Source organism: Streptomyces sp. NPDC058469, from assembly GCF_042721125.1.
Classification (GTDB): Bacteria; Actinomycetota; Actinomycetes; order Streptomycetales; family Streptomycetaceae; genus Streptomyces.
Window position 1 is genome coordinate 56184 of record NZ_JBHXME010000023.1, and the last position, 25583, is coordinate 81766.

At 69.0% G+C, this 25583-nt stretch carries 18 protein-coding genes; 12 read left to right on the forward strand and 6 right to left on the reverse strand.

The genetic code is table 11. The features are described 5' to 3' along the window. The first annotated feature begins 54 nt into the window (after nucleotides 1–54). The 5 genes from ACFWP5_RS14070 (at nucleotide 55) to ACFWP5_RS14090 (ending at nucleotide 7251) form a co-directional block, all read left to right on the forward strand. Nucleotides 55–1146, forward strand: a complete 1092-nt coding sequence (locus ACFWP5_RS14070) for a sugar ABC transporter substrate-binding protein (RefSeq protein WP_384154885.1) — start codon at nucleotides 55–57, stop codon at nucleotides 1144–1146. Between the two features lie 209 nt (nucleotides 1147–1355). Continuing rightward, on the forward strand, nucleotides 1356–2144 hold the full coding sequence (locus tag ACFWP5_RS14075; protein WP_328828109.1) for an ATP-binding cassette domain-containing protein: 789 nt from the start codon (nucleotides 1356–1358) through the stop codon (nucleotides 2142–2144). Further along, nucleotides 2141–3457 (forward strand): sugar ABC transporter permease, encoded by a 1317-nt coding sequence (locus ACFWP5_RS14080; RefSeq protein WP_384154850.1) that lies wholly within the window; start codon nucleotides 2141–2143, stop codon nucleotides 3455–3457. The genes ACFWP5_RS14075 and ACFWP5_RS14080 overlap by 4 nt, the downstream gene beginning before the upstream one ends. A gap of 194 nt (nucleotides 3458–3651) precedes the next feature. Further along, nucleotides 3652–5580 carry a 1-deoxy-D-xylulose-5-phosphate synthase gene (gene dxs, locus ACFWP5_RS14085; RefSeq protein ID WP_384154852.1) on the forward strand — a complete coding sequence of 643 codons (1929 nt, stop codon included), beginning with the start codon at nucleotides 3652–3654 and terminating at the stop codon, nucleotides 5578–5580. 147 nt (nucleotides 5581–5727) lie between these two features. After that, nucleotides 5728–7251, forward strand: a complete 1524-nt coding sequence (locus ACFWP5_RS14090) for an amino acid permease (RefSeq protein WP_384154854.1) — start codon at nucleotides 5728–5730, stop codon at nucleotides 7249–7251. A gap of 73 nt (nucleotides 7252–7324) precedes the next feature. Here ACFWP5_RS14090 and ACFWP5_RS14095 read toward each other — a convergent pair whose 3' ends face one another. Next, nucleotides 7325–7696: an NTP pyrophosphohydrolase gene (locus tag ACFWP5_RS14095; protein ID WP_384154856.1), complete on the reverse strand. Its 372-nt coding sequence runs from the start codon at nucleotides 7694–7696 to the stop codon at nucleotides 7325–7327. Between the two features lie 68 nt (nucleotides 7697–7764). Here ACFWP5_RS14095 and ACFWP5_RS14100 point away from each other — a divergent pair, with 68 nt between their 5' ends. Together ACFWP5_RS14100 and ACFWP5_RS14105 are read left to right on the forward strand one after the other, a co-directional pair. Further along, nucleotides 7765–8784, forward strand: coding sequence for a hypothetical protein (locus ACFWP5_RS14100; protein ID WP_384154858.1), 1020 nt, complete (start codon nucleotides 7765–7767; stop codon nucleotides 8782–8784). A 119-nt stretch (nucleotides 8785–8903) separates the two neighbouring features. Continuing rightward, nucleotides 8904–10019, forward strand: a complete 1116-nt coding sequence (locus ACFWP5_RS14105; RefSeq protein WP_384154860.1) for a hypothetical protein — start codon at nucleotides 8904–8906, stop codon at nucleotides 10017–10019. A 33-nt stretch (nucleotides 10020–10052) separates the two neighbouring features. On the opposite strand, the gene ACFWP5_RS14110 is transcribed toward ACFWP5_RS14105, so the two are convergent. Next, nucleotides 10053–11138, reverse strand: coding sequence for an LCP family protein (locus ACFWP5_RS14110; protein ID WP_384154862.1), 1086 nt, complete (start codon nucleotides 11136–11138; stop codon nucleotides 10053–10055). Nucleotides 11139–11511: 373 nt separating this feature from the next. Between ACFWP5_RS14110 and ACFWP5_RS14115 the strand changes: the two genes are divergently transcribed. Further along, complete coding sequence (locus tag ACFWP5_RS14115; RefSeq protein WP_384154864.1) at nucleotides 11512–15471, forward strand: CDP-glycerol glycerophosphotransferase family protein; 3960 nt, start codon at nucleotides 11512–11514, stop codon at nucleotides 15469–15471. A gap of 88 nt (nucleotides 15472–15559) precedes the next feature. Here ACFWP5_RS14115 and ACFWP5_RS14120 read toward each other — a convergent pair whose 3' ends face one another. After that, nucleotides 15560–16471: an endonuclease/exonuclease/phosphatase family protein gene (locus ACFWP5_RS14120; RefSeq protein ID WP_384154866.1), complete on the reverse strand. Its 912-nt coding sequence runs from the start codon at nucleotides 16469–16471 to the stop codon at nucleotides 15560–15562. A gap of 79 nt (nucleotides 16472–16550) precedes the next feature. On the opposite strand from ACFWP5_RS14120, the gene ACFWP5_RS14125 reads away from it, so the two are divergent. Genes ACFWP5_RS14125 through ACFWP5_RS14140 form a run of 4 tightly spaced genes read left to right on the forward strand, consistent with a single transcriptional unit; the run spans nucleotide 16551 to nucleotide 20468 of the window. After that, nucleotides 16551–18020, forward strand: a complete 1470-nt coding sequence (locus ACFWP5_RS14125; protein WP_384154868.1) for a hypothetical protein — start codon at nucleotides 16551–16553, stop codon at nucleotides 18018–18020. Nucleotides 18021–18052: 32 nt separating this feature from the next. After that, nucleotides 18053–19582 (forward strand): hypothetical protein, encoded by a 1530-nt coding sequence (locus ACFWP5_RS14130; protein WP_384154870.1) that lies wholly within the window; start codon nucleotides 18053–18055, stop codon nucleotides 19580–19582. A 43-nt stretch (nucleotides 19583–19625) separates the two neighbouring features. Then, entirely contained in the window at nucleotides 19626–20312 is a 687-nt protein-coding gene (locus tag ACFWP5_RS14135; protein WP_384154872.1) for a hyaluronoglucosaminidase, read from the forward strand. Nucleotides 20313–20324: 12 nt separating this feature from the next. Next, the gene (locus tag ACFWP5_RS14140) at nucleotides 20325–20468 is read left to right on the forward strand and encodes a hypothetical protein (protein ID WP_384154873.1); all 144 of its coding nucleotides are present in this window, start codon (nucleotides 20325–20327) and stop codon (nucleotides 20466–20468) included. 75 nt (nucleotides 20469–20543) lie between these two features. Here the strand turns inward: ACFWP5_RS14140 and ACFWP5_RS14145 are convergent, their stop codons facing one another. The 3 genes from ACFWP5_RS14145 to ACFWP5_RS14155 form a co-directional block, all read right to left on the reverse strand. Continuing rightward, on the reverse strand, nucleotides 20544–22673 hold the full coding sequence (locus ACFWP5_RS14145; RefSeq protein WP_384154875.1) for a 3-hydroxyacyl-CoA dehydrogenase NAD-binding domain-containing protein: 2130 nt from the start codon (nucleotides 22671–22673) through the stop codon (nucleotides 20544–20546). After that, nucleotides 22670–23887: a thiolase family protein gene (locus ACFWP5_RS14150; protein ID WP_384154877.1), complete on the reverse strand. Its 1218-nt coding sequence runs from the start codon at nucleotides 23885–23887 to the stop codon at nucleotides 22670–22672. The genes ACFWP5_RS14145 and ACFWP5_RS14150 overlap by 4 nt, the downstream gene beginning before the upstream one ends. Nucleotides 23888–24170: 283 nt before the next feature. Further along, nucleotides 24171–25448 carry an HRDC domain-containing protein gene (locus tag ACFWP5_RS14155; RefSeq protein ID WP_384154879.1) on the reverse strand — a complete coding sequence of 426 codons (1278 nt, stop codon included), beginning with the start codon at nucleotides 25446–25448 and terminating at the stop codon, nucleotides 24171–24173. Between the last annotated feature and the right edge of the window lie 135 nt (nucleotides 25449–25583).

Here is a 25583-nt window from a genome sequence, read left to right on the forward strand (position 1 = left end):
ACCTCGGCCGCAACGACGCGGCCTCGTCAGGGAGGTTTCAAAGTGAACACGCGTATGCGTCGTGCCGCCGTTGCCGTTATCGCCACCACGATGGCCGTCTCGATGGCCGCCTGTGGCAAGGCCGGCGACAAGAAGTCCGACAGCAGCTCCAGCTCTTCGGGCGGTACGAACGCCTCGATCGGCCTGCTCCTGCCCGACAGCGTCACCGCTCGGTACGAGAAGTTCGACAAGCCGTACTTCGAGGCGAAGGTCAAGGAGCTCTGCTCCGGCTGCACCGTCCAGTACAACAACGCGAACGCCAGCGCCGCCACGCAGGCCCAGCAGGTCAGCAGCATGATCACCAAGGGCGTCAAGGTCATCGTGATCAGCGCCCAGGACTCCGCCGCGATCAAGTCCTCGATCCAGCAGGCGGTCAACAAGGGCATCAAGGTCGTCGCGTACGACCGTCTGGCCCAGGGCCCGGTCTCCGCGTACGTCTCCTTCGACAACGTCCAGGTCGGCAAGCTCCAGGGCGAGGCGCTCATCGCCTCGCTGGGCTCGAAGGCGACCCCCTCGGCGAACGTCGTCATGATCAACGGTGACGACGCCGACCCGAACGCCGCGCAGTTCAAGAAGGGCGCCCACGAGGCCCTCGACGGCAAGGTCAAGATCGCCTACGAGCAGTCCGGTCTGTGGAAGGACACCATCGCCGGGCAGAAGATGTCGGCGGCCATCACGCAGCTCGGCGCCAAGAAGATCGCGGGCGTCTACTCCGCCAACGACGGCATGGCCGGCGGTATCGCCACCGTCCTCAAGGGCGCCGGTATCAGCGGCATCCCGCTGACGGGTCAGGACGCGGAACTCGCCGGTATCCAGCGCATCGTCGCCGGTACCCAGTCCAGCACCGTCTACAAGGCCTTCAAGCCGGAGGCCGAGGCGGCCGCCACCCTCGCCGTCGACCTGGCGCAGGGCAAGAGCATCTCCTCGCTCGCCACCACGACCCAGACCAGCGGCTCCGGCAACAAGGTGCCCTCGCAGCTGCTGACCCCGGTGTCGGTCACCAAGGCCAACATCAAGGACACGGTCATCAAGGACGGTCTCTACACCGTCGCGCAGATCTGCACCTCGGCCTACGCCACGGCGTGCAAGGCGGCCGGTCTGCAGTAACCACCGCCCAGCGGTGACAGAGCCCCTTCGGCGTCCGCCCCGCCTTCAAACCCCGCTGTGGGGCGGGCGCCGATCGGAACCCGTACGAACGCAGCCGTTGCCAACTGGCATCGGCCATGCGCATGTTCATCTTGTAAATCTGTGCCTTGGCACAACCCTCCGCGCCTTTTGACAAGCGCGGGATCCCCGCCGGTCAGGCGGCGAAGGAGATGGTTCACGTGTCCGCTACGCCCGTGTTGGCGTTGCGCGGAGTCTCTAAGCGATTCGGTGCGGTGCAGGCCCTCACCGAAGTAGAGCTGGAGGTTCACGCCGGAGAAGTGGTCGCACTGGTGGGCGACAACGGCGCAGGAAAGTCCACTCTGGTGAAGACGATCGCCGGAGTGCACCCCATCGATGAGGGAGTCATCGAGTGGGAGGGCAACCCGGTCAGCATCAACAAGCCGCACGACGCCCAGGGACTCGGCGTCGCGACGGTCTACCAGGACCTCGCGCTCTGCGACAACCTCGACGTCGTCGGCAACCTCTACCTCGGACGTGAGCTGCTGCGTCACGGTGTGATCGACGAGGTCACGATGGAGAAGAACTCCCGTGAGCTGCTGAGCACGCTCTCCATCCGCATCCCGAGCGTGCGCATCCCGATCGCCAGCCTCTCCGGTGGCCAGCGACAGGTCGTCGCGATCGCCCGCGCGCTGATCGGTGACCCCAAGGTCGTCATCCTCGACGAGCCCACCGCCGCCCTCGGCGTCGAGCAGACCGCTCAGGTCCTCGACCTGGTCGAGCGGCTGCGTGAGCGCAACCTCGGTGTCATCCTCATCAGCCACAACATGGCCGACGTCAAGGCGGTCGCCGACACCGTCAACGTGCTGCGCCTGGGCAAGAACAACGGTTCCTTCCCGGTGAAGGACACCAGTCAGGAAACGATCATCGCCGCGATCACCGGTGCCACGGACAACGCCGTGACCCGTCGTGCGGTGCGCAGCACGGAGGCGGCAAAGTGAGCGACACGTCCAACACCGTGAAGAAGGACGCGGAACCGACCAGCGCGCCTTTGGCCGAGGACCCCACGGCGGCGGCCGGTGCCGCCACCGTCGTCGACCCGCGTCTGCTGGTCCGCGAAGAGGGCTACAAGGGCTACATCACCGAGTTCAAGCGCAAGATCAAGGGCGGTGAGCTCGGCTCGCTGCCGGTCGTCGCCGGCCTGATCGTCATCGGCATCATCTTCCAGTCGCAGAACAGCCGGTTCCTGAGCGCGGACAACCTGTCCAACATCAGCTACTACCTGTCGGCCACCGGCATGCTCGCCATCGGCCTGGTCTTCGTGCTGCTGCTCGGCGAGATCGACCTGTCGGTCGGCTCGGTCAGCGGTCTGGCGTCCACCCTGTTCGCCGTCTTCGTGGTCAACCACGGGATGAACGGCTGGCTGGCGCTGGTCCTGACGATCATCACGGGTATCGGCATCGGCGCGCTGCACGGCTTCTTCTTCGCGAGGATCGGCGTACCGGCGTTCGTCGTCACCCTGGCCGGCTTCCTCGGCTGGAACGGTCTGATGCTGTGGCTGCTCGGTTCGAGCGGCACCATCAACATCCCGGACGAGGGCCCGGTGCACCTGCTCGGCCAGGGCTCCTTCTTCATGGACCAGTCGATCGCCGGTGCCTACATCCTGGCCGCGCTCGGCGTCGGCTCCCTGGCCTACGGTTCGCTCGTCGAGCAGCGCCGCCGCAAGGCCGCCGGGGTGCCGTTCCGGCCCACCGGCGAGATCGGGCTGCGGGTCGGTCTGCTCGCCGTGGCCGCGTTCGTCACCGCGTACGTGCTGAACTCCTCGGCCGGTGTCTCCAACGCGCTGGTGATCTTCCTCGCGTCCCTGGTGATCGTGGACTTCGTGCTCCGTCGTACCCCGTACGGCCGTAAGGTCTTCGCGGTCGGCGGCGGCATCGAGGCCGCGCGCCGTGCCGGTATCAACGTGCCGATGATCCGCATCACCGTGTTCGCCATCTCCGGTGGCTTCGCGGCGGTCGGCGGTATGTTCTTCGCCGGTCAGACCCAGAGCGCCACGCTCAACGCCGGCGGCGGCAACACCCTGATGCTGGCCATCGCGGCCGCGGTCATCGGCGGTACGAGCCTCTTCGGCGGTCGCGGCACCGTCTGGTCCGCCCTGCTCGGCATGCTCGTCATCCAGTCGATCCAGACCGGCCTCGACCTGCTGAACATGAACACCTCGATCCAGTACATGATCACGGGTGGCGTTCTGCTCGGCGCGGTCGTCATCGACTCGGTGTCCCGCAAGAGCCAGAAGGCGGCCGGTCGCGGCTGACCTGCGCCCTTTCAGACCAGTGCCCGGTGCCGAAGGCGGTACCGGGCACAGTCATGTCGTAGGAAAGGCTGTTCTTGGGTACAGCCGATCGCGTGACGTATGACGCACAGCCCGGGCGCCGTCCGCGAAGGCGGAACATTAGACTCGACAAGCCCGGCAACAGCTCGATCAGCTCTACTCGCAAGGAGGCACGGGTGCCGCTGCTGACCCGCATCAGGGGACCGCGCGATCTGGACCGGCTCAGCCTGGAGCAGCTGGACCAGCTGGCCGAGGAGATCCGGACCTTCCTCGTCGACGCCGTCTCCAAGACCGGCGGCCACCTCGGCCCGAACCTCGGTGTGGTCGAGCTGACCATCGCCCTGCACCGCGTCTTCGAGTCGCCGAAGGACAGGGTGCTGTGGGACACCGGCCACCAGTCCTACGTCCACAAGCTGCTCACCGGCCGCCAGGACTTCTCCAAGCTGAAGATGAAGGGCGGCCTGTCCGGCTACCCCTCGCAGGCCGAGTCCGAGCACGACGTGATCGAGAACTCGCACGCCTCGACGGTCCTCGGCTGGGCCGACGGCCTCGCCAAGGCCAACCAGGTGCTGAAACGCGACGACCACGTGGTCGCCGTGATCGGTGACGGCGCCCTGACCGGCGGTATGGCCTGGGAGGCGCTGAACAACATCGCCGACGCCAAGGACCGCCCGCTCGTCATCGTCGTCAACGACAACGAGCGCTCCTACGCACCGACCATCGGCGGCCTCGCGAACCACCTGGCGACCCTGCGGACCACCGACGGCTACGAGCGCTTCCTGGCCCGCGGCAAGGACCTCCTGGAGCGCACCCCGGTAGTCGGCAAGCCCCTCTACGAGACGCTGCACGGCGCGAAGAAGGGTCTGAAGGACTTCATCGCCCCGCAGGGCATGTTCGAGGACCTCGGTCTGAAGTACGTCGGTCCGGTCGACGGCCACGACATCGACGCCCTGGAGTCCGCGCTGGCGCGGGCCAAGCGCTTCGGCGGGCCCGTCATCGTGCACTGCCTCACCGAGAAGGGCCGCGGCTACCAGCCCGCCCTCCAGGACGAGGCCGACCGCTTCCACGGCATCAGCCCCATCCACCCCGACACCGGCCTGCCGATCAAGGCCTCCGGCGCCGACTGGACCTCCGTCTTCGGCGACGAGATGGTCGCGCTCGGCCAGGAGCGCGAGGACATCGTCGCGATCACCGCCGCGATGCTCCAGCCGGTCGGCCTGAAGAAGTTCGCCGACGCCTTCCCGAACCGCATCTACGACGTCGGCATCGCCGAGCAGCACGCCGCCGTCTCCGCGGCCGGCCTCGCCACCGGCGGACTGCACCCCGTCTTCGCCGTCTATGCCACCTTCCTCAACCGCGCCTTCGACCAGGTGCTGATGGACGTGGCCCTGCACAAGTGCGGGGTGACCTTCGTCCTGGACCGGGCCGGCGTCACCGGCACCGACGGCGCCTCCCACAACGGCATGTGGGACATGTCGATCCTCCAGGTCGTCCCGGGCCTGAGGCTCGCCGCACCGCGCGACGCCGACCAGGTCCGCGCCCAGCTGCGCGAGGCCGTACAGGTCAAGGACGCGCCGACCGTGGTCCGCTTCTCCAAGGGCGCGGTCGGCCCGGCCGTACCCGCCGTGGGCCGCATCGGCGGCATGGACGTGCTGCGCGCGCCCGGCTCCGACGCCCCGGACGTGCTGCTCGTCTCGGTCGGCGCCCTGGCGCCCATGTGCCTGGAGATCGCCGCCCTGCTCGACCAGCAGGGCATCACCACCACGGTCGTCGACCCGCGCTGGGTCAAGCCCGTCGACGAGGCCATGGCCCCGCTCGCCGAGCAGCACCGGGTGGTCGTCACCGTCGAGGACAACTCCCGTGTCGGCGGCGTCGGTTCGTCGATCGCACAGGCGTTGCGCGACGCCGGCGTCGACGTCCCGCTGCGTGACTTCGGCATCCCGCCGCGCTTCCTCGACCACGCCTCCCGCGCCGAGGTGATGACGGAGATCGGCCTGACCGCCCCCGACATCGCCCGCCAGGTCACCGGCCTGGTCTCCAAGCTGGACGGCCGGTTCGAACGGCCCACGGCGGAGGTCGACTCGGTGGAGTCCGCGCGCGACTGAGGCACGGCCGCACCGCTGAACGGGCCGCTTTTACCACTCTTGGCAGTGGTGAAAGCGGTCCGTTCGCGTGAACCCGCCCGCGTCGGGGCATACGCACCACGCCCCCTCTCGATCATGTCGAGGACGCCAAGCGTGGGAGGTACACCCGTGAGCAGCACCCTCTTCCGGACGAAGAGAGTCGAACAGTCCATCAAGGACACCGAGGAACCGGAGCACGCGCTCAGAAAGTCCCTCTCGGCCCTGGATCTGACCGTGTTCGGTGTCGGCGTCGTCATCGGCACCGGCATCTTCGTCCTCACCGGCACGGCCGCCAAGAACACCGCCGGTCCAGCGGTGGCCCTGTCCTTCGTCGTGGCCGGCGTCGTCTGTGCCCTCGCGGCGCTCTGCTACGCCGAGTTCGCGTCCACGGTGCCGGTGGCGGGTTCCGCGTACACCTTCTCGTACGCCTCGCTCGGCGAGTTCCCCGCCTGGATCATCGGCTGGGACCTGGTCCTCGAACTCGCCCTGGGGACGGCGGTGGTGGCCGTCGGCTGGTCCGGCTACATCCACTCGCTGCTGGACAACGCGGGCTGGCACCTGCCCGAGGCGCTCAGCGGGCGGGACGGCGCCCACGGCTTCGGTTTCGACATCCTCGCCGCCGCGCTCGTGCTCGTCCTCACCGCGATCCTCGTGCTCGGCATGAAGCTCTCCGCGCGGGTCACCTCCGTCGTCGTCGCCATCAAGGTCGCCGTCGTGCTCGTGGTGATCGTCGCCGGCGCCTTCTTCATCAAGGGCGACAACTACAAGCCGTTCATCCCCAAGGCGCAGGCGGTGGAGGCGGGCGGCAACCTCAAAGCCCCGCTGATCCAGCTGATGTTCGGCTGGGCGCCCTCCAACTTCGGCGTCATGGGCATCTTCACCGCCGCCTCCGTGGTCTTCTTCGCCTTCATCGGCTTCGACGTCGTCGCCACCGCCGCCGAGGAGACCCGCAACCCGAAGCGTGACGTGCCGCGCGGCATCCTCGGTTCGCTGATCATCTGCACCACGCTGTACGTCGCCGTGGCGATCGTCGTGACCGGGATGCAGAAGTACAGCTCACTGTCGATCGACGCACCGCTCGCCGACGCGTTCAAGGCCACCGGACACCCGTGGTTCGCGGGCCTGATCAGCTTCGGCGCCGCGATCGGTCTGACGACGGTATGCATGATCCTGTTGCTGGGCCAGGCCCGCGTCTTCTTCGCGATGAGCCGTGACGGACTGCTGCCGCGCTTCTTCTCGCACGTCCACCCGCGCTTCCGCACCCCGTACCGCCCGACCATCCTCCTCGGCGTGATCATCGCGATCGTCTCGGGCTTCACCAGCCTCAGCGAACTCGCCGAACTGGTCAACATCGGCACGCTGTTCGCCTTCATCGTGGTAGCGATCGGCGTGGTCATCCTCCGCAGGTCCCGCCCCGACCTGCCCCGCTCCTTCCGCACCCCCCTGGTACCGGCCCTCCCGATCGTCTCGGTCCTGGCCTCCCTCTGGCTGATGCTCAACCTCCCCGCCGAGACCTGGCTCCGCTTCGCCATCTGGATGGCGATCGGCTTCGCCGTGTATTTCTTCTACGGCCGCACGCACAGCCGCCTGGGGTTGCAACAGGCGGCGGAGGCACGCGAGTCCGCGGCACCGCCGAGCGGAAACGCCTCGTAGACACGCCAGTTGGTCGTCCGGCCCCGTAACTCCCGCTCCATGAGGGGATTTACGGGGCCGCGTCACGTACAGGTCAGCCGCGTACGCTGCGCGGCCCGGTGACCTCCGCGCCCAACTCCGTGACCCTGCGCCGTAGTTCACGGTCCGCGGTGACCACCAGGCAGGGGCGGCCGTCGGCCTCGGCGACGAGTTCGACCATCCGGTCGTCGCCGCTGCCGGGCGCCGAGTCCACCCGTACGCCCGGCACGGACTCCACGCCACGGGCCGCGCCCTCCACGACGAGGACGAGCTCCACGGGGTCCGTGCGGCCCGGCAGACCGTCGCTCGCGAGCCGGTCGCGGAGGCGCTCGGCGGCACCCTTGCGGTCGCGCCACCAGCCGTCGGGAACCGACCCGACGACGTTGGCGCCGTCGACGATCACGAGCAGGGGAGTGTCCTCGTCCATGGGGCAAGGGTCGCACGCGAGCGGGGGGTGCCCCGCGCGGAAGTGCCCGCCCCAATTACAGTGAACCGGTGAACGGCGACTGGCTCATACGCGGCCGCGACGGCCGGCTCAGTGTGTATCTGCCCTCGGGCGACGCCGTCCTGTGCCGGGCGGAACGCGGCCCCGGCGGCCTCTGGAGCGCCCCGCGCACGGTCGGCGGCGACCAGAAGCTGCACCCGGGGCTGCTCGGCATCGGACAGGGCGCGGACAGCTACGCCCACCTCGTGTCCTGGCGCCCCACGGCGGCCGGCGAGTCCGGACTGGTCCACTCCACGCACTTCCGCCCCCGGCTCGCGGCCCTCGACTGGAGCCCGATCGGCCACCCGAACAAGAAGGGCGACCGCACCGGCACACCGGCGATCGCGGTCGACGCGGAGGGCCGGGCCCATGTCTTCGTGCGCAACGCGCAGGGCGGTGTCAGCCTGCTGGCCCAGCGGGAGAAGGGCGGCTGGGAACCGTGGCGCGACCTCAGGGGGAGCGACGTCCACGAGGACCTGGCGGCGGTGACGGGGGAGTCCGGCACGGTCGAGCTGTACGCGGCCGTACCGGGCGCGATCCTGCACTGGCGCCAGCTGGAGCCGGGCGCACAACCGGTGCTGGAGGAGGCGATGGAGGCCAGGATCCGCCCCGGCACGCTCCGCGCCCTGGCCACCTCCCCGGAGAACACCACCCTCTTCTACACGGACGACTCCGGCGACCTCTGCGTCTGGCGCCCCGGCACCAAGCCGGTCACCCTCCTCCCCTCGGCCGGCCCCGGCCCGGTCTCCGCGATCCGCTGCGAACTCGACGGCCACGACTGCACGTTGCTCGCCCAGCGTTCGGCCAGCGGCCGGGTCGCCTTCGCCGCGTACCCCACGGAACAGGAGTCGGCCGGCGCCTGGTGGACCGAGTCGGGCCCCCAACTCCCTTCGGACGCCGAGGTCTCGCTGACCCTGGACGAGGGCGAGCGGGTGGCCGCGGCGACGGTGTCGCCGTCCACCGGTCAACTGCTCGTCACACGGCGGAAGGAGGAGGCGGGGTTGGCGTTGGAGGGGTGGCGGGAGGTCTGATCACCGGGAATGGCTCTGTCACCGGAGCCCGGGGACCTGCACGCGGGCGACATATGATGAGCGGTGTTTCAGCCAATCCGTACGCATGACGCGTCGGCTTCAGGGGAGTGCGGCAGGCCATGCGGAAGAAGTCGTCAGGTCCCGTCGGCGCCGTCCGTCCGGACGCGGCGGGCGCGGGGACCCCTGGGCCGGCCGTGTCCGGTGCCGCCCATGGCGACTGGCTGACCCTCGGCAGGGACGGTCGGCTCAGTCTCTACGCACCGACCGAGGGCGGGCTGCTGCGCTGGACCGAGAACACCGTGGGCGGAGCCGATTGGAGCGGACCCCATTTCGTCCCCGGGGCCGGGCTGACCCATCTGACGGTGGTCCAGGGCGACGACTCCTACGTCCACTTCCTCGGTCGCAGGGAGCGCACCGGTGCCGACGGGGCGCGCAGGGTGGACGTCGTGCACGCGATCCAGTACCAGACGGGGCTCGCCTTCACGGACTGGCGCTCGTTGGGCAATCCGCACCCGGACCGGGAGCAGGGGCTGCTGCTGGGCCCGCCCGTGGGCGCGGTCGCGTCGGACGGCAGTGTGCATGTCTTCGCCCGGGCCGCACACGGCGGCCTGGTGTTGCGCCGTGAGGCGCCGAACGGCAAGTGGCGGGCCTGGGAGGAGTTGCACGGCGGCGGTGTCGGCCCGTGGCCCGCGCCGGTGGCCCTCGCCGGAGGGCGGATCGAGGTGTGCGTCGACGCGGAGACCGGGGTGTTCGTGTGGCGGCAACTCGAAGCCGGCGGTGACTTCTCGGGCCCGCGGGGCTTCGCGTTGCGTGCCGCGCCGGGGACCGTCGCCGCGTTGGAGACCGGGCCGGAGCAGGCCACCTTCTTCTGGACCGACGCCGACAGCGGTGCCGCGGTCTCCTGGCGGGCGGGTGGCTGGCCGACTCCGCTGGGAGGCTCCCCGGCGAATCGGCCGTACGCGACGCTGCGCACGACACTGGACGGCTACGACTGCCTTGTCCTCGCCTACCGGGACCTCGACGGACACGCGGTGTTCGGCGTGGGTGGTGTGGGGGACGAGGGCAACGGCCTGTGGTGGTACGCGCTGACCGAACCCTGCGAGAGTTCGCCGGCGCTGGCCCGGGACGGTCGCGGACGGGTGGTCATGGCGCTGATCGCCCCCGACGGCACGCCGAGAGTGGCCAGGCAGGAGCCGGGTGAGGGGCTGCGCCTCGGCCCCTGGTCCGACCTCTGACCGGCCGTGCCGTGCGGCGCTCTCGCGGCCGGCTCAGCCGCCCGTCGCCGGGGACTTCTTGGCCGACTCGGGGATGGTCGAGTCGGTGCGGATCGCCTTCCAGAGTGTGCCGGCCTGCGGCTCGGCGGCCACCACCCGGTTCGGGTCGACCTTGTCGTACGCCACCGGGAGCATGATCGTCTCCATGGTGGACGGATTGACGCCGTTCAGGCTGCGGCCGAACTCCGCGAGCTTGGTGAGCGAGGCGAGTTCGGAGTCGGTGGTGAGCGCGGCGGTGAGCTGGTCGGCGATCTTGTAGGCCTTGACGGGGCTGCCCAGCAGGTCCTGCTTCTGGATCTCCGTGAGCAGGGCCAGCATGAACTTCTGCTGGAGGCCGATACGGCCGAGGTCACTGCCGTCGCCGATGCCGTGCCGGGTGCGGACGAACTCGAGGGACTGGGTGCCGTTCAGCTTGTGGGTGCCCGCGGTCAGGTCGAGGCCGCTGGAGGAGTCGTGGATGTCCTGGTCGACGGTGACGGTCACGCCGCCGATCGCGTCCACCAGGTTCTTGAAGCCGGCGAAGTCGACCTCGACGTAGTGGTCCATGCGGACCCCGGATATCTGCTCCACCGTCTTCACCACGCAGGCCGGACCGACCTGCGAGTAGATGGAGTTGAACATCACGCGCTTGGCCGACGCGACCGACGATCCGTCAGATTTGGTGCATTTCGGGCGCGTGACCAGGGTGTCGCGCGGGATGCTGACCGCTACGGCCTTCTTACGTCCCTCTGGTATGTGCATCACCAGTGCGGTGTCCGAGCGGGCGCCGGAGACGTTGCCGGTGTTCAGCTTCGCGTTGGCGCCGGCGCGTGAGTCGGAGCCCAGTATCAGGACGTTCTGGCCCGAGGTGGGCAGCTTCTCCGGGCGGTCGTCACCGATCGCCTTGTCGATGTCGACGCCCTTGATGTTGCCGTCGATGCCGCTGTAGAGCCAGTAGGCCGTACCGCCCGCTGCCAGCAGCAGGACCAGCAACGACACCAGGACGATGCGCCCGCGGCGTCTCTTGCGGGGCCGGGTGGCTCTCCGGTCGCCGGCCGACTTTCGGGCACGCCGGGGCTCGGTCGTGGCGCTGTGTGACATCGGGTGGGTTCCTCTCCTCACGGGCTCCGCTTCCGCGGAGTTGCGGGGCCCGGGTAGGGGGATTCCGGCCCAACTGATCGAGCAGTGCAGTGGCAGAACTATAGGCGTCGCCGTGACCGTGCTTTAAGGCGGGATATACGCATCCTTAGGCAGCGATGAACGCCACATGGTCCGTCCTTGACCCATGGTTAGTATCTGTTAAGAATATGGGGATCCTGTGGCTCTCGGTGGAGGGGGCTCTGTCCGAGGCCACGGGGGCGGCAGTTGCGTGCCAGCGATGGGGCTGGGGGGCGTGCCGAGTCAGGGGGGTGTCCGCCCGCAGTGGGCTTCTCGACCAAGCTCAGCGGGCGAATTGTCTCGGTAGGAGTCGGAGTTGGCGGATCATCCGCGTCTCAGTGTTGTCGTTCCCTTTCAGGATGTTGAGGCTTATCTCGCTGAATGTCTGGAGTCGATCGCGCGTCAGTCGTTCCGCGACTTCGAGGTGATCCTCGTCGACGACGGTTCCACCGACCGTTCGACGGAGATCGTTGCCGAGTTCTGTGCGGCGGACCCGCGCTTCCGGCTGATCCGCCAGGAGTCGCACGGGCCGGGGCACGCCCGGAACACCGGCCTGCGGGCCATGCATCCGCGCGGGGAGTTCGTCGCGTTCGTCGACGGCGACGACGTGATTCCGGAGCACGCCTACGAACTGCTCGTACGCACCCTGGAGGAGTCCGGCTCGGACTTCGTCTCGGGCAACGTGCAGATGATGAACTCCACCAAGAAGTGGCAGTCCCCGCTGCACAAGACCCCGATGCAGAAGAACCGGCGCGGCACCCACATCACCAGGTTCGAAGCGCTCATCTACGACCGCACCGTCTGGAACAAGCTGTTCCGGCGGTCCTTCTGGGACTACCACTTCATAGAGTTCCCCGAAGGAGTCCTCTACGAGGACTCCTGGGTCAACATGTTCGCCCACTTCCGGGCCGCCAAGGTCGACGTCATCACCGACATCGTCTACTACTGGCGCCGTCGCGAGGGCGGCGCGGCCCCCTCGATCACCCAGCGCCACACCGAGCTGTCCAACCTGCGTGACCGGGTCGCCGCCGTCCGGTCGGTCAGCCGTTTCCTGGCCGAACGGCGCTCGCGGCTGTACGAGGAGAGCAAGCGCAAGTACGACCTCGCCTGCCTCAAGTCCGACCTGATGCTGCATCTGAAGGTGCTCCCGGACGCCGACGAGGAGTACCAGCAGGCCTTCATGGAGTGGGCCAACGAGTTCCTCGACGAGGCGGACACCACCATCATCGACGAGTTGCCGGCCGACGCCCGGGTCAAGTGGCTCCTGGTGCGCGACCGGCGGCTGCCCGAGCTGCTCGAGGTCATCCAGTTCGAGCGGCGTGGCGGCCCGATGCCCGTTCAGCGCCGGTTCCACCGCTACCTCAAGTACCCCTATCTCGGGGACCGGGAGGTCGGCCTCGACAAGAAGGCCTACCGGCTCGACAAAGAGTTCTCGCTGCACGGGTCGCTCGGTGGGGCCCGCTGGAGCACGAACGGTCATCTGCTCACCCTGCGCGGTTCGGCGTACGTCCGTTTCATCAACGTGCACAAGAAGCACATGTCGGTGAAGGCGATCGCCCTGCGCAACAAGAAGCAGGGGCGGATGGTGATCGCCACGGCGAAGACCACGTACGCGCCGCAGGCCACCGAGCAGTCCAACCAGAATCGTTACTGCTACGACTGGGCCGGCTTCGAGGCCAGGATCGACACCACCCGTCTCAAGCGCAAGGGCGAGTGGGTCGAGGGCACCTGGGACGTCGCCGCCGGAGTGCTCAGCCGCGGCCTGTTCCGCTACCGGGGCATCGACCGCGGCGGCGCCGGATCCGCCGCCAACCCGCCGTACCGCTACGTCGACAAGAACACCCGTGTCCTGCCGGTGTTTCTGCAGGGCAAGCTCAAGCTACGCGTGGAGATCGTGCGCTGCCGGATCACCGGTCACCGCGTCAACGGCGACCAACTGGAGCTGAACGGCGTCTATCTCGGGCCCAAGGTCCCCGAGTGGGGCAAGCTCCGGGTCACCAGCATGAGCGGGACCGGGGAGCACGACGCGCGGGTCCACTTCAGACCCGGCGGCGAGGGCTGGTGCATGTTCACGGCCCGGGTTCCGCTGCGCGTCCTCATACCGGGTTACCGTGCCGACGCCCAGGCCGGGGCGGACGTGCCCGAGTCCTGGAACATGGACAGCAACGGCTGGAAGACCACCTTCCATGTCGAGGGCCGCAAGATGACCATCTATCCGGTGGTCGCGGAGGAGACGCCCGACGGGCACTACCGCATGCCCTCCGCGCTACAGACCAAGGAGGGCGACCGGGAGGTCGTCGTGCACCGCAACGGCTCCGGCTACCTCGTGGTCTTCGAGCGCGCGACCCTGCCCATGGCGAGTGACTTCACCTGGGGCGAGGACGGTTCACTGGAGATCACGGGCCGCTATCTGGCCGCCGACCGGCTCTCCGCACGGGAGTACCGCGACGCTCATCTCGTGGTGCGCTCGCGGGCGCACGGGGCGGAACGGACCGTCCCGCTCCAATGGGACGGCAACGCGTTCCGCGCCGTCCTGTCGCCGGCCGGCATGCGGACCCTGGCCGGCGAGATCCCGCTGGCCGCCGGGCGGTGGGACTTCTTCCTGCGTCGTCAGGACCTGTCCTCGGTGGCCCGTGAGGACCGGCTCGAAGACCTCATGGTGAAGATCGAGCAGTCCCTCGTCGAGGCCTTCCCGCAGGACTACGAGGGAAACGAGCGCCGCTACGAACTCCAGGCCGAGGCCTACGACCGGCTGTCCCTCCTGGTGCACTCCGCCATGCCGGACCACGCCCGCGGCCCCTACCGCCAGAAGCTGTTGCGGACCAAGGGCTACCCGGCCGCACGGCGGAAGAAGGTACGCCCCGCCATCCTGCTGGACGCCTTCAAGGGCACCCAGTACTCCGACAGCCCCCGCGCCCTGCACGAGGAACTGGTGCGGCGGGGTGTCGACATGGAGCACCTCTGGGTCGTACGCGACGACCAGGTCCAGGTCCCGCCGACCGCCACGCCCGTGCGCATGTGGTCGCCGCAGTGGTACGAGGCACTGGCCACCAGCCGGTATGTCGTCGCCAACAACCACCTGCCCGACTGGTTCGAGAAGCGCGACGGCCAGGTCGTCGTACAGACCTGGCACGGCACCCCGCTGAAGAAGATCGGCCACGACATCGAGGCCATCCACTTCGCGGACCAGCGTTACCTGGAACGGGTCGAGAAGGAGGTGCAGAACTGGGACATGCTGGTCTCGCCCAACAGCTTCTCCACCCCGATCCTCAAGCGCGCCTTCGGATTCCCGGGCGAGATGGTGGAGTCCGGCTACCCGCGCAACGACATCCTGCGCAGACCCGGTACGGAACAGCAGGAGCAGGAGATCCGCCGGCGCATCGGCCTGCCCGACGGCAAGCGGGTCGTGATGTACGCGCCCACCTGGCGCGACGACCAGTTCTACGCTCCCGGCAAGTACAAGCTGGACTTCCGTGTCGACCTCGCGGACGCCCGGGCCCGCCTGGCAGCCGACCACGTGCTGCTGGTCCGCCGCCACCCCAACGTGGTCGACCCGGTACCGGGGGCCGGTGACGGCTTCGTCTTCGACGTCTCGGACTACCCGGACATGGCCGATCTGTCCCTGATCACCGACGTGATGATCACGGACTACTCGTCCCTGATGTTCGACTACGTCAACACCGGGCGTCCGATCCTCTTCTTCACCTACGACCTGGACCACTACCGGGACACGCTGCGCGGCTTCTACTTCGACTTCGAGCGGAGTGCGCCCGGCCCGCTGGTCTACTCCTCCGAGGACCTGGTGACCGCCATCCGGGAGATCGACCGGATACAGGACGCCTACGCCGAGCGCTACCGCTGGTTCCGGCGGGAGTTCTGCGACCTCGACGACGGCTACGCCTCGGCACGGCTCGCGGACCGGATGCTGATCGCCGGTGGCGACCTCGTGCCGGAGGAGGCGCGGGCGCCCGCCGTGGGCTCCGTGGACACGAGTCACTCGGGCCGTGCGCTCACGCCGATCAGCTGGAACGCCCAGCACTGGTTCACCCCGCAGCGGCACCCGGCGCGGACCCCGACCGGTGTCGCCCGGTCCGTGAACGCGCTGCCCGCTCAGCCCATGCCGGCCGACACCTTCGTCTCCCGTGGTGCACCGGACGGGCCGCAGCCGCAGATGATGCGGCCCGAGTGGTCGGCCGCGCCCACGGGCGGACAGCAGGATCGTTCCTCTGCCGAGCCGGCGCCCCCGGGACGGATTGTCGAGGGCGTGGTCGTATGACGCCGAACGATCGCGGCACTCCATGGTGATGCCGGTGAACGGACCCTCGGCCCTCGACACCACCGTCGAGGGCCGCCGCGGGCTTCGCTCAGCCCGTGCGCACCCGCAGCAGCAGGGCCAGGTGGTCCGACGTACCGGTGTCGCGCACCGTGCAGCCGACCCTCGGCAGCGCGGTGAAGAGGTAGTCGAACTTGTGGCCGGACACATGGGTCGCCCGGCCCGCTCGGGAGGACGCGGACGTCTGGTCGCACTCCCGCTGGGTGGTGTAGGGGCCGGACGGCCATACCCAGGAGAAGGGGTTGCGGGATCCCGGCGGATTCACGTTGAGATCACCGCCGTACACCGTGCGTCGCGCGGCTGCCGCGCGGGTCAGTGCCTTCAGCTGGTCGTCACGGAACTCCCAGCCGGGGTGCGCGGCGTCACTGTGCCGCGGGCTCAGGTGGGCGGTGCACACCCGGAGGTCGTGTGCCGTGACGGTGGCGCACAGGATGCCGCGCTGAACCCCCACGGTGGGTTGCCGCGAGGCCACGACGGCGACGGCCGACAGGCGATGGGCGGACAGGATCGCGAAACCCGCGGTGCCCGCGCCGGGCGTCGTGCAGCGGATCGGTGTCGTGTGCCCGGCCCGGTCGCGGCCGGAGTAGGCGTGGAACACCGTGTGCCAGGAGCTGCCGAGTCCCCGGCGCACCGACTCCAGCTCCGCACCGCAGGTCTCCTGGAGGAAGATCACCTGAGCCCCCGCCCGGGTGGCGAGGCGGTTCAACTGCGTCTTCTTCTCCGCCCAGCCGCCGGTGTCGGCGCAACCCCACTGTCGGACACCGCACATGTTCCACGTCGCCACGGTCAGTGCCCGGGTGGACGCGGCAGAGCGGGTGGGCCCGTACGTCCGGGCCACGGTCACCACGGTGGCGAGTCCCAGCAGAGCCGCCGCGGCGACGGCGAGCCTGCGCCACGGGAGGCCCATGTGCCCGGACCCGGGCGGGGAGGTAGCCGGATGCATCACGACATCATGGCCGACCTCCCGATCCGACCCCGCACCGGCCCGGCTCCGCAGCACCCGACGAGAGTGAAAGCGCACCATGTCTGAAGCAACTGGCAAGGGTCGCAAGGTGATCGGAGGGATCGACGCCTCGGGCGCCCACCCCGTCGAGTACCGGTTCACCCACGCACGCAGCGGCAACCGGCATCTGATGGTCGTCTTCGCCAACATCTATGCCCCGGACGACTACGGCTGGGCCACCGGCATCCTCGACAACCTGCGGTCCAACATCCTCTGGATCCGCGACCGGTTCGGCGGCCAGAACACCTATTACCTGTGCAAGGAGATGGACTTCACGGTCGAGCAGTCCGTGCTCGGGCTCATCACGAGAGTGATGAAGTCCCTCGGGCTGACACCGGGGGACGTGACCCTGTGGGGCAGTTCGAAGGGCGGCAGCGCGGCACTCCACTTCGGGCTCAGGTACGGCTTCCGCAACATCGTCGCCAGCGTCCCGCAGTTGCGGATCGGCACCTTCGTACGCGACGTCTATCCCGAAACCGGCCGGCACATGCTCGGCGAGGCGATGGCCGACGACAACGTCCGTGTCCTCGACGCGGTCCTGCCCGATCTGCTGGCATCGGGGGCCAACGCGGAGGCCAACCTCTACCTGGTGTCATCGCCGCAGGACGAGCAGTACAGCACTCAGGTGGAGCCCTTCCTCGGGCTGCTCCAGCGGTACCCGAACTTCAACCTCATCTTCAGCGAGTCCCCGTTCATCACCGACCACGGGAAGGTGACCCAGCGCAACACACCCCCGCTGCTGGGCATCGCCTACCTCCTCGTGGAGGGGATGGCGCCGCGCCTGGGGGTCACCCGGCACGGCTACGAAGATCCAGAAGCCGACAAGTCGGGCATCACGTCCTTCCTGGAATCGACCTCAGTGGTGCAGGACTCGTTCGCCGCACCGGTCGTGACCGCGCCCCAGCCGCATGACCTGCTGCCCGCGGCGGACGTCCGTTTCGTCGGCCGGGCGCCGGGCGCGGTGCGCGTCAGCATCTGGGAGAACGGCAAGTACTTGTCGTCGGCGCCCGTCGGTGCCGACGGCGGGTGGACGTGGTACCGGGAGCAGCCGTGGGGCGCCGGTGAGCACCGGGTGCGGCTCTTCGCCGTCGACGCCAGCGGCTACCAGTCCGGGCGCACGGAGGTGCAGTTCAGCGCCTCGGAACATGTCGCGGCGCCGATGGACGGTCAGGGGGGTCCCGGGCCCCTGCTGCCCCCGCTGGTGCACACGCCGGAGCCCCGTCAGCAACTCCTCGACGTGCAGGTCCGTTTCACCGGCGCCGCCAATGGCGCCACCCAGGTGGGCTTTCGGGAGAACGGGGTCTTCCTGGGTTCCTGCGCCCTCGCCCCCGACGGCCGCTGGCTCTGGAACGCGGACTGGCGGTGGGCCGAAGGCATGCACACCGTCGAGGTGTTCGCGGTGAACGCGGCCGGGACGGAGTCCCCGCCCGCCCCCGTCACCTTCGCCGTCATCCGGACCGCGGCCGGTCCGGCACACCCCGCCCACTGAACCCGGACACACCTCAGAAACGGATTCCGCCCATGTCCCCAGCACCCGCGAACGGGAGGCACCTGCTCACCGGCATCGAAGCCGCAGGGGCGTTCCCGGTCGAGTACCGCTTCGCCCACGCCCAGAAGGGCAACCGGCACCTGGTCGTCGTCTTCGCCAATTTCTCCGCGCCCGGCGACTACGGCTGGTCCAACGGGGTCTTCGACAAGCTGCGCGCGAACATCCTCTGGATCCGGGACAACTTCGAGGGCAACCGGAGCTACTACCTGTGCAAGGAGATGGACTTCGGCCTGGAGCAGTCCGTCGTCACCCTCATCTCGAACGTGATGAAGTCCCTCGACCTCACCACCGAATCCGTCACGTTGTGGGGCGGTTCGAAGGGCGGCAGCGCGGCCCTCTACTTCGGCCTGAAGTACGGCTTCAAGAACATCGTCGCCATCGCGCCCCAGTTCTCGATCGGCACGTACGTGAAGAACGTGCACCCAGGTGTCGCCCGGTTCATGCTCGGTGAGGGCGTGCCGGAGGAGAACGTGCGGATCGTGGACTCGCTCGTCCCCGACCTGGTCCGCTCCGGCGTCAACCGCGCGGCCAACGTCTACCTGGTCTCCTCGCCTCAGGACGACCAGTATCCCACCCAGGTGGAGCCGTTCCTCGGACTCTTCCAGCACTACGAGAACTTCAGCTTCGTCTTCAGCGACTCCCCGCACATCGCGGACCACACGCAGATCGCGGGACGCAACGTTCCCATGCTGATGGGAATCGTCAACCTCCTGATCGACGGCATCGCCCCACGACTCGGCTTCGTGAGCAACGGGTTCGAGGAGCCGGACCGCGACAGGTCCGCCATCAACTCCTACCTCGCCGCCACGAGCATGGTGCGCGGGGACGAGTTCCTGCCCCCGACGGTGACGACACCCGCGCCGGGGACGGAGGTCCGCAGGGACGCCGTGCAACTCGCGGGCTACGCCCCGGGAGCGGTCCGGGTGATCGTCTGGGAGCACGGCAAGTACCTCGGACAGACCGACGTGGACGCCCACGGCGCCTGGTCCTGGGAACTCGGCAGGGCCTGGAGCAAGGGCGAGCACCCGGTGAAGGTCTACGGCGTGGACGCGGCGGGCTTCCAGTCCCGGCGCACCGAGGCGCGCTTCACGGCCGTCGACTCCGGGGCGGCGGCCGTCACTTCGGCAGGCACCTCGTCCCCGGCCGTGGGCCGGACCTCGATGATCTCGACGGTCGGGCCGAGCACCTCCGCGCCGGTGGTGCTGGAACCCGTGGCCCATGAGCAGGTGCTGGACCCACGCGTCGTCTTCACCGGCTCGGCCGCCGCCTCCACCCAGGTCGGGTTCCGGGAGAACGGAGTCCTGCTGGGCGGCACGGCCGTCGCTCCGAACGGCGGGTGGTCGTGGGAGGCCGGCTGGCAGTGGGCCGCGGGGCCGCATGTCATCGACGTCTTCGCCGTCGACGCCTCCGGTACGGAGTCTCCGGTGACCACAGTCCCCTTCACGGTCATGCACGCCTCGGCCGGCATGACCCCCGCGTCGTACTACGGCGGAACGTACTGAGGCACCGGACAACCAACCCGCCGACCGAAGGGTCGTACACCCCATGACAGTTGGACGAAGAATCTTCCTCGGCGCCTTCACCGCGGGGGCCGTCACCGTCGCCGCCGGCACGGACGCGGCGGCCGACGGTGAGTACACCGACTACGCCGCACCCGCCCAGTTCTACGGCACGTCCACGACCGCCCACACGGTGACCATCAACCACAAGGCCACGTCAGGGGCGGCGGTGGCGCTCAACGTGACCTCGGACAACCCCGAGACCTCGGCGATGTATCTGACCGGCGTGGAGACCGGCCGCGGCACGCTGAAGATCGCCCACGTGGGGTACGCCGACGGTTCGGACGCGAACGCCTCCGCGCTGTCCATCGACCTTCGGACGGCGGGCACGGCCTCCCAGGGCATCTATCTGACCGCCACCAACGGCGCGACCAAGGGCGCCCTGCTCGTCCTGCGCAACAACGACGGCCTGGACGACCTCGTCGTCAAGGGCACCGGCCGGATCGGCGTCGGCATCGACCGCGGGGCCACGCCCCAGTCCCAACTGCACGTGGTCCAGCGGAACGGCGCCGCGTCGGCCATCCTCGCCGAGGGCGCGGTACGCCTCGCGAACGTCACGACGGAACCGACCAACGCGCCCGCAGCGGCCGGCGGCGGCTCCCTCTTCGCCCGGGACGGCAGACTGTTCTGGAAGGGTTCCGCCGGCACGGTCACCCAACTGGCCTCCGCGTAAAGGGAATTCGGCATGCAACTCACCCCCGACGAACTCGTCTCCGAGTTCCACGACGCCGTCATGGAGCTGTACTTCGCCCGCAAGCGCATCGCGCATCTGGAGGCGGAGAACGCCGAGTTGAAAGCACGGCTCGCGGCGGCCCAGGCCGAAGCATGAGAAGAGGGCCCCCGCCCGAAAGCGGAGGCCCTCTTCAAGTCACGCCCGTACAACGGTCGTTACGTACGACGGCGGTTACGCCGGAACGCTCGCCACACCCGCCGCCAGGAACGGCTTGCCGTTCACCCGCTCCGACACACCCTCCCGGTCCAGGTACGGCGTGATGCCGCCCAGGTGGAAGGGCCAGCCGGCGCCCGTGATCAGGCACAGGTCGATGTCCTGGGCCTCGGCGACGACGCCCTCGTCGAGCATCAGGCCGATCTCCTGCGCCACCGCGTCCAGGACCCGGTCCCGCACCTGTTCCTCGGTCAGGACGCTGTCGCCCTGCTGGAGGAGCGCGGCGACCTCGGGGTCCAACTCCGGCTTCCCGCTGTCGTACACGTAGAAGCCGCGCTTGCCCGCCTTGACGACGGCCGCGAGGTTCGGGGAGACCGTGAAGCGGTCCGGGAAGGCCCGGTTGAGGGTCTCCGAGACATGCAGACCGATCGCCGGACCGACCAACTCAAGGAGAACCAGCGGGGACATCGGCAGGCCGAGCGGCTCCACGGCCTTCTCCGCGACCGCGACCGGCGTGCCCTCGTCGATGACGTTCTGGATCTCGCCCATGAAGCGGGTGAGGATGCGGTTGACGACGAACGCCGGGGCGTCCTTCACCAACACCGCTGTCTTCTTCAGCTTCTTGGCGACCGCGAAGGCGGTCGCGAGCGAGGCGTCGTCCGTCTGCTCGCCGCGCACGATCTCCAACAGGGGGAGAATCGCGACCGGGTTGAAGAAGTGGAAGCCGACGACCCGCTCGGGGTTCTTCAGCTTCGACGCCATCTCGCTCACGGACAGCGAGGAGGTGTTGGTGGCGAGGATCGCGTGCGCCGGGGCGACCGCCTCGACCTCCGCGAACACCTGCTGCTTGACGCCGATCTCCTCGAAGACGGCCTCGATGATGAAGTCGGCGTCGGAGAAGCCCTCGGCCTTGTCCAGCACACCGGTCACCAGGGCCTTGAGGCGGTTGGCCTTGTCCTGGTTGATACGGGACTTCGACAGCAGCTTCTCGATCTCGGCGTGGACGTAGCCCACACCCTTGTCGACGCGCTCCTGGTCGATGTCCGTGAGGACGACCGGTACTTCGAGGCGACGCAGGAAGAGCAGGGCGAGCTGAGAGGCCATCAGGCCCGCGCCCACGACGCCGACCTTCGTCACCGGACGCGCCAGGGACTTGTCCGGCGCACCCGCCGGACGCTTGCCGCGCTTCTGGACGAGGTTGAACGCGTAGATACCGGCGCGGAGTTCGCCACCCATGATCAGGTCGGCGAGCGCCAGGTCCTCGGCGTCGTAGCCCTGTTGGAGGTCGCCGTTCTTCGCGGCCCCGATGATGTCGAGCGCGCGGTAGGCGGCGGGGGCAGCCCCGTGCACCTTGGAGTCCGCGACGAAACGGCCCTTGGCGACGGCCTGGTCCCAGGCCTCGCCGCGGTCGATCGCCGGACGCTCGACCTTGATCTCGCCCTTGAGGACGTTGGCCGTCCAGATCAGGGACTGCTCAAGGAAGTCGGCGCCCTCGAAGAGCGCGTCGGCGATCCCGAGGTCGAAGACCTGCTGGCCCTTGAGCTGCTTGTTCTGGTTGAGGCTGTTCTCGATGATCACCGAGACGGCCTTGTCGGCGCCGATCAGGTTCGGCAGCAGCGTGCAGCCGCCCCAGCCGGGAACGAGGCCGAGGAAGACCTCGGGCAGCGAGAAGGCCGCGATGTGCTTCGACACCGTGCGGTACTCGCAGTGCAGACCGACCTCGACACCGCCGCCCATGGCCGCGCCGTTGTAGTACGTGAAGGTCGGCACCGCGATGTCCGCGAGGCGCTTGAAGACCTCGTGGCCGCCCTTGCCGATGGCGAGCGCGTCGTCGTGGTTCTTGAGGAGCTCCACGCCCTTCAGGTCCGCGCCGACGGCGAAGACGAACGGCTTGCCGGTGATGCCGACACCGACGATCTCGCCGGCCGCCGCCTCCTTCTCGACCTGGTCGACGGCGATGCTGAGGTTCGCCAGCGAGGCCGGGCCGAAGGTGGTCGGCTTGGTGTGGTCGAAGCCGTTGTCCAGCGTGATGAGCGCGAACCGCCCGGCGCTGTACGGCAGTTCGAGGTGACGGACGTGCGCGGACGTCACGACCTCGTCGGGGAACAGCTCGGCCGCACCCTTCAGAAGCTCGGTGGTGGTGCTCACTTGTCCCCCTCGAAGTGCGGGTTCTCCCAGATGACCGTGGCGCCCATACCGAAGCCGACGCACATGGTGGTCAGGCCGTAGCGGACGTTCGGCTGTTCCTCGAACTGACGGGCCAGCTGCGTCATCAGGCGGACGCCCGAGGAGGCCAGCGGGTGGCCGTAGGCGATCGCGCCGCCGTACTGGTTGACGCGCTCGTCGTCGTCCGCGATGCCGTAGTGCTCAAGGAAGGCCAACACCTGTACGGCGAAGGCCTCGTTGATCTCGAAGAGGTTGATGTCCTCGATCGAGAGGCCCGCCTTGGCGAGCGCCTTCTCGGTCGCGGGGATCGGGCCGTAGCCCATGACCTCCGGCTCGACGCCCGCGAAGGCGTACGACACGAGCCGCATTTTCACCGGCAGGTTGTTCTCGCGGGCGAAGTCCTCGCTCGCGAGGATCGACGCGGTGGCACCGTCGTTCAGACCGGCCGCGTTGCCCGCGGTGACCCGGCCGTGCACACGGAAGGGCGTCTTCAGACCGGCCAGGTTCTCCAGGGTCGTCCCCGGACGCATCGGCTCGTCGGCGGTGACCAGACCCCAACCGGTCTCGCCCACCTGCTCGTTGGTGTTGCGCACCGAGATCGGCACCAGGTCCTGCTGGATCTTGCCGTTGGCGTACGCCTTGGCGGCCTTCTCCTGCGAGCGCACCGCGTACTCGTCGGCGCGCAGCTTGGTGATCGTCGGGTAGCGGTCGTGCAGGTTCTCCGCGGTCATGCCCATGAACAGCGCGGAGTCGTCGACCAGCTTCTCGCTCACGAACCGCGGGTTCGGGTCCACGCCCTCGCCCATGGGGTGGCGGCCCATGTGCTCGACACCACCGGCGATGACGGCGTCGTAGGCGCCGAAGGCGATGGAGCCCGCGGTGGTCGTGACGGCGGTCAGCGCGCCCGCGCACATGCGGTCGATCGAGTAACCGGGCACCGACTGCGGCAGCCCGGCGAGAATGCCGGCCGTACGACCGAGCGTGAGCCCCTGGTCACCGATCTGCGTGGTCGCGGCGATCGCGACCTCGTCGATCTTCGCGGGGTCGAGTCCGGGGTTGCGGCGCAGCAGCTCCCGGATCGCCTTCACGACGAGGTCGTCGGCCCGGGTCTCGTGGTAGATGCCCTTCGGGCCCGCCTTGCCGAACGGGGTGCGGACGCCGTCGACGAAGACGACGTCCCTGACGGTACGAGGCACGATTGGCTCTCCTCCAGGGTGCGGGATCTGCACTGCTGCGATGCGCTGAGCGCGCGCTCAGGAACCATGCTACTTGTGGGTAACCAGGCTGCCCAGTCTCGGGGCCCCAAGCGGCGAACGTCACACTCCGAAGACCCTTGCGCCCTACATGCCTGCACATGTCGCACAAGGATCTTGGCGCGATCTCGACGTACCCGGGACCACTTGAGGCGCCCCCGAAGGGGCGCGGGGAACTGCGCGACAAGCCACAACGGACCCGCACCCGCGCTACGACAGAAACCTCTTACGGCGCTTTGGCGGTCAACGCGTCCACCAAAACCGGCGCAACCTGCTCAACCTGCCAGGCCCGAGCCCCGTACCCGGCAAGCGCGGCTCCCACAGACTCGGCGTCCACGTTCCGCGGCGGCTCCCAGCAAACCCGCCGCACAGTGTCCGGAGTAATGAGGTTCTCCTGAGGCATGTTGAGCCCCTCGGCCACCGCCGACACCGCAGCGCGCGCCGCGGACAACCGAGCCGCGGCCTCGGGATCCTTGTCGGCCCAGGCACGCGGCGGCGGCGGCCCGGTGACCGGCTGACCGGGCTGCGGCAGCGCCGAGTCGGGCAGGGCCTTGGCCCGATCGACCGCAGTCTGCCACTGCTCCAGCTGCCGCCGCCCCATCCGATGCCCGAACCCGTTCAACGCGGCCAGCGCCTGCACGTCCAGCGGCAGCGAGAGCGCCGCCTCCACGATCGCCGCGTCGGACAGCACCTTCCCCGGCGACACGTCCCGCCGCTGCGCGATCCGGTCCCGCGTCTGCCACAGCTCCCGTACGACACCGAGCTGCCGGCGCCGCCGTACCTTGTGCATCCCGGACGTACGACGCCACGGATCCTTGCGGGGTTCGGCGGGCGGTGCCGCCGCGATCGCGTCGAACTCCTGGCGGGCCCAGTCCAGCTTGCCCTGCCGGTCGAGTTCCTTCTCCAGGGCGTCGCGCAGGTCGACGAGGAGTTCGACGTCGAGGGCGGCGTAGCGCAGCCAGGGTTCGGGCAGCGGGCGGGTGGACCAGTCGACGGCGGAGTGCCCCTTCTCCAGGACGAAACCGAGGACGTTCTCGACCATCGCGCCCAGGCCGACCCGGGGGAATCCGGCGAGCCGACCCGCCAGCTCGGTGTCGAAGAGCCGCGTCGGCACCATGCCTATCTCGCGCAGACAGGGCAGGTCCTGGGTGGCGGCGTGCAGCACCCACTCGACGCCGGCGATGGCCTCACCGAGGCCCGACAGGTCGGGGCAGGCGATGGGGTCGATCAGTGCGGTGCCCGCGCCCTCGCGGCGCAGCTGCACCAGATAGGCGCGCTGCCCGTAGCGGTAGCCGGACGCGCGCTCGGCGTCGACGGCCACGGGACCCGTGCCGGCGGCGAAGGCCGCGATCACCTCGGCGAGGGACTCCTCGTCGGCGATCACGGGCGGAATGCCCTCCCGGGGCTCAAGCAAAGGGATCGGCGCCGGTTCGACGTCGTCCGGAGGGGCGCCTCCGGTGGTTCGCAGTGAGCTGTCTGCTGCGGTTTCTTGGGCGTCGGTCACCTGTCAAGGGTATCCGTGTATGGACAACGCCCGCCGACGGAACGTTCCGTCGACGGGCGTCTGAGGGTCGTAAACCAGTCAGGTAAGTGAAAGATCCGGTTCACGGCCTGCAGCGTGCTCGTGAACGGGCCGTAC

Bases quoted from the DNA above. Each gene is read 5' to 3' on its own strand.
- ACFWP5_RS14070 (WP_384154885.1), top strand. From the start codon at position 55: ATGCGTCGTGCCGCCGTTGCCGTTATCGCCACCACGATGGCCGTCTCG.
- ACFWP5_RS14075 (WP_328828109.1), top strand. From the start codon at position 1,356: ATGGTTCACGTGTCCGCTACGCCCGTGTTGGCGTTGCGCGGAGTCTCT.
- ACFWP5_RS14095 (WP_384154856.1), bottom strand. From the start codon at position 7,696: ATGGACGAGGACACTCCCCTGCTCGTGATCGTCGACGGCGCCAACGTC.
- ACFWP5_RS14105 (WP_384154860.1), top strand. From the start codon at position 8,904: ATGCGGAAGAAGTCGTCAGGTCCCGTCGGCGCCGTCCGTCCGGACGCG.
- ACFWP5_RS14110 (WP_384154862.1), bottom strand. From the start codon at position 11,138: ATGTCACACAGCGCCACGACCGAGCCCCGGCGTGCCCGAAAGTCGGCC.
- ACFWP5_RS14120 (WP_384154866.1), bottom strand. From the start codon at position 16,471: ATGCATCCGGCTACCTCCCCGCCCGGGTCCGGGCACATGGGCCTCCCG.
- ACFWP5_RS14125 (WP_384154868.1), top strand. From the start codon at position 16,551: ATGTCTGAAGCAACTGGCAAGGGTCGCAAGGTGATCGGAGGGATCGAC.
- ACFWP5_RS14130 (WP_384154870.1), top strand. From the start codon at position 18,053: ATGTCCCCAGCACCCGCGAACGGGAGGCACCTGCTCACCGGCATCGAA.
- ACFWP5_RS14135 (WP_384154872.1), top strand. From the start codon at position 19,626: ATGACAGTTGGACGAAGAATCTTCCTCGGCGCCTTCACCGCGGGGGCC.
- ACFWP5_RS14140 (WP_384154873.1), top strand. From the start codon at position 20,325: ATGCAACTCACCCCCGACGAACTCGTCTCCGAGTTCCACGACGCCGTC.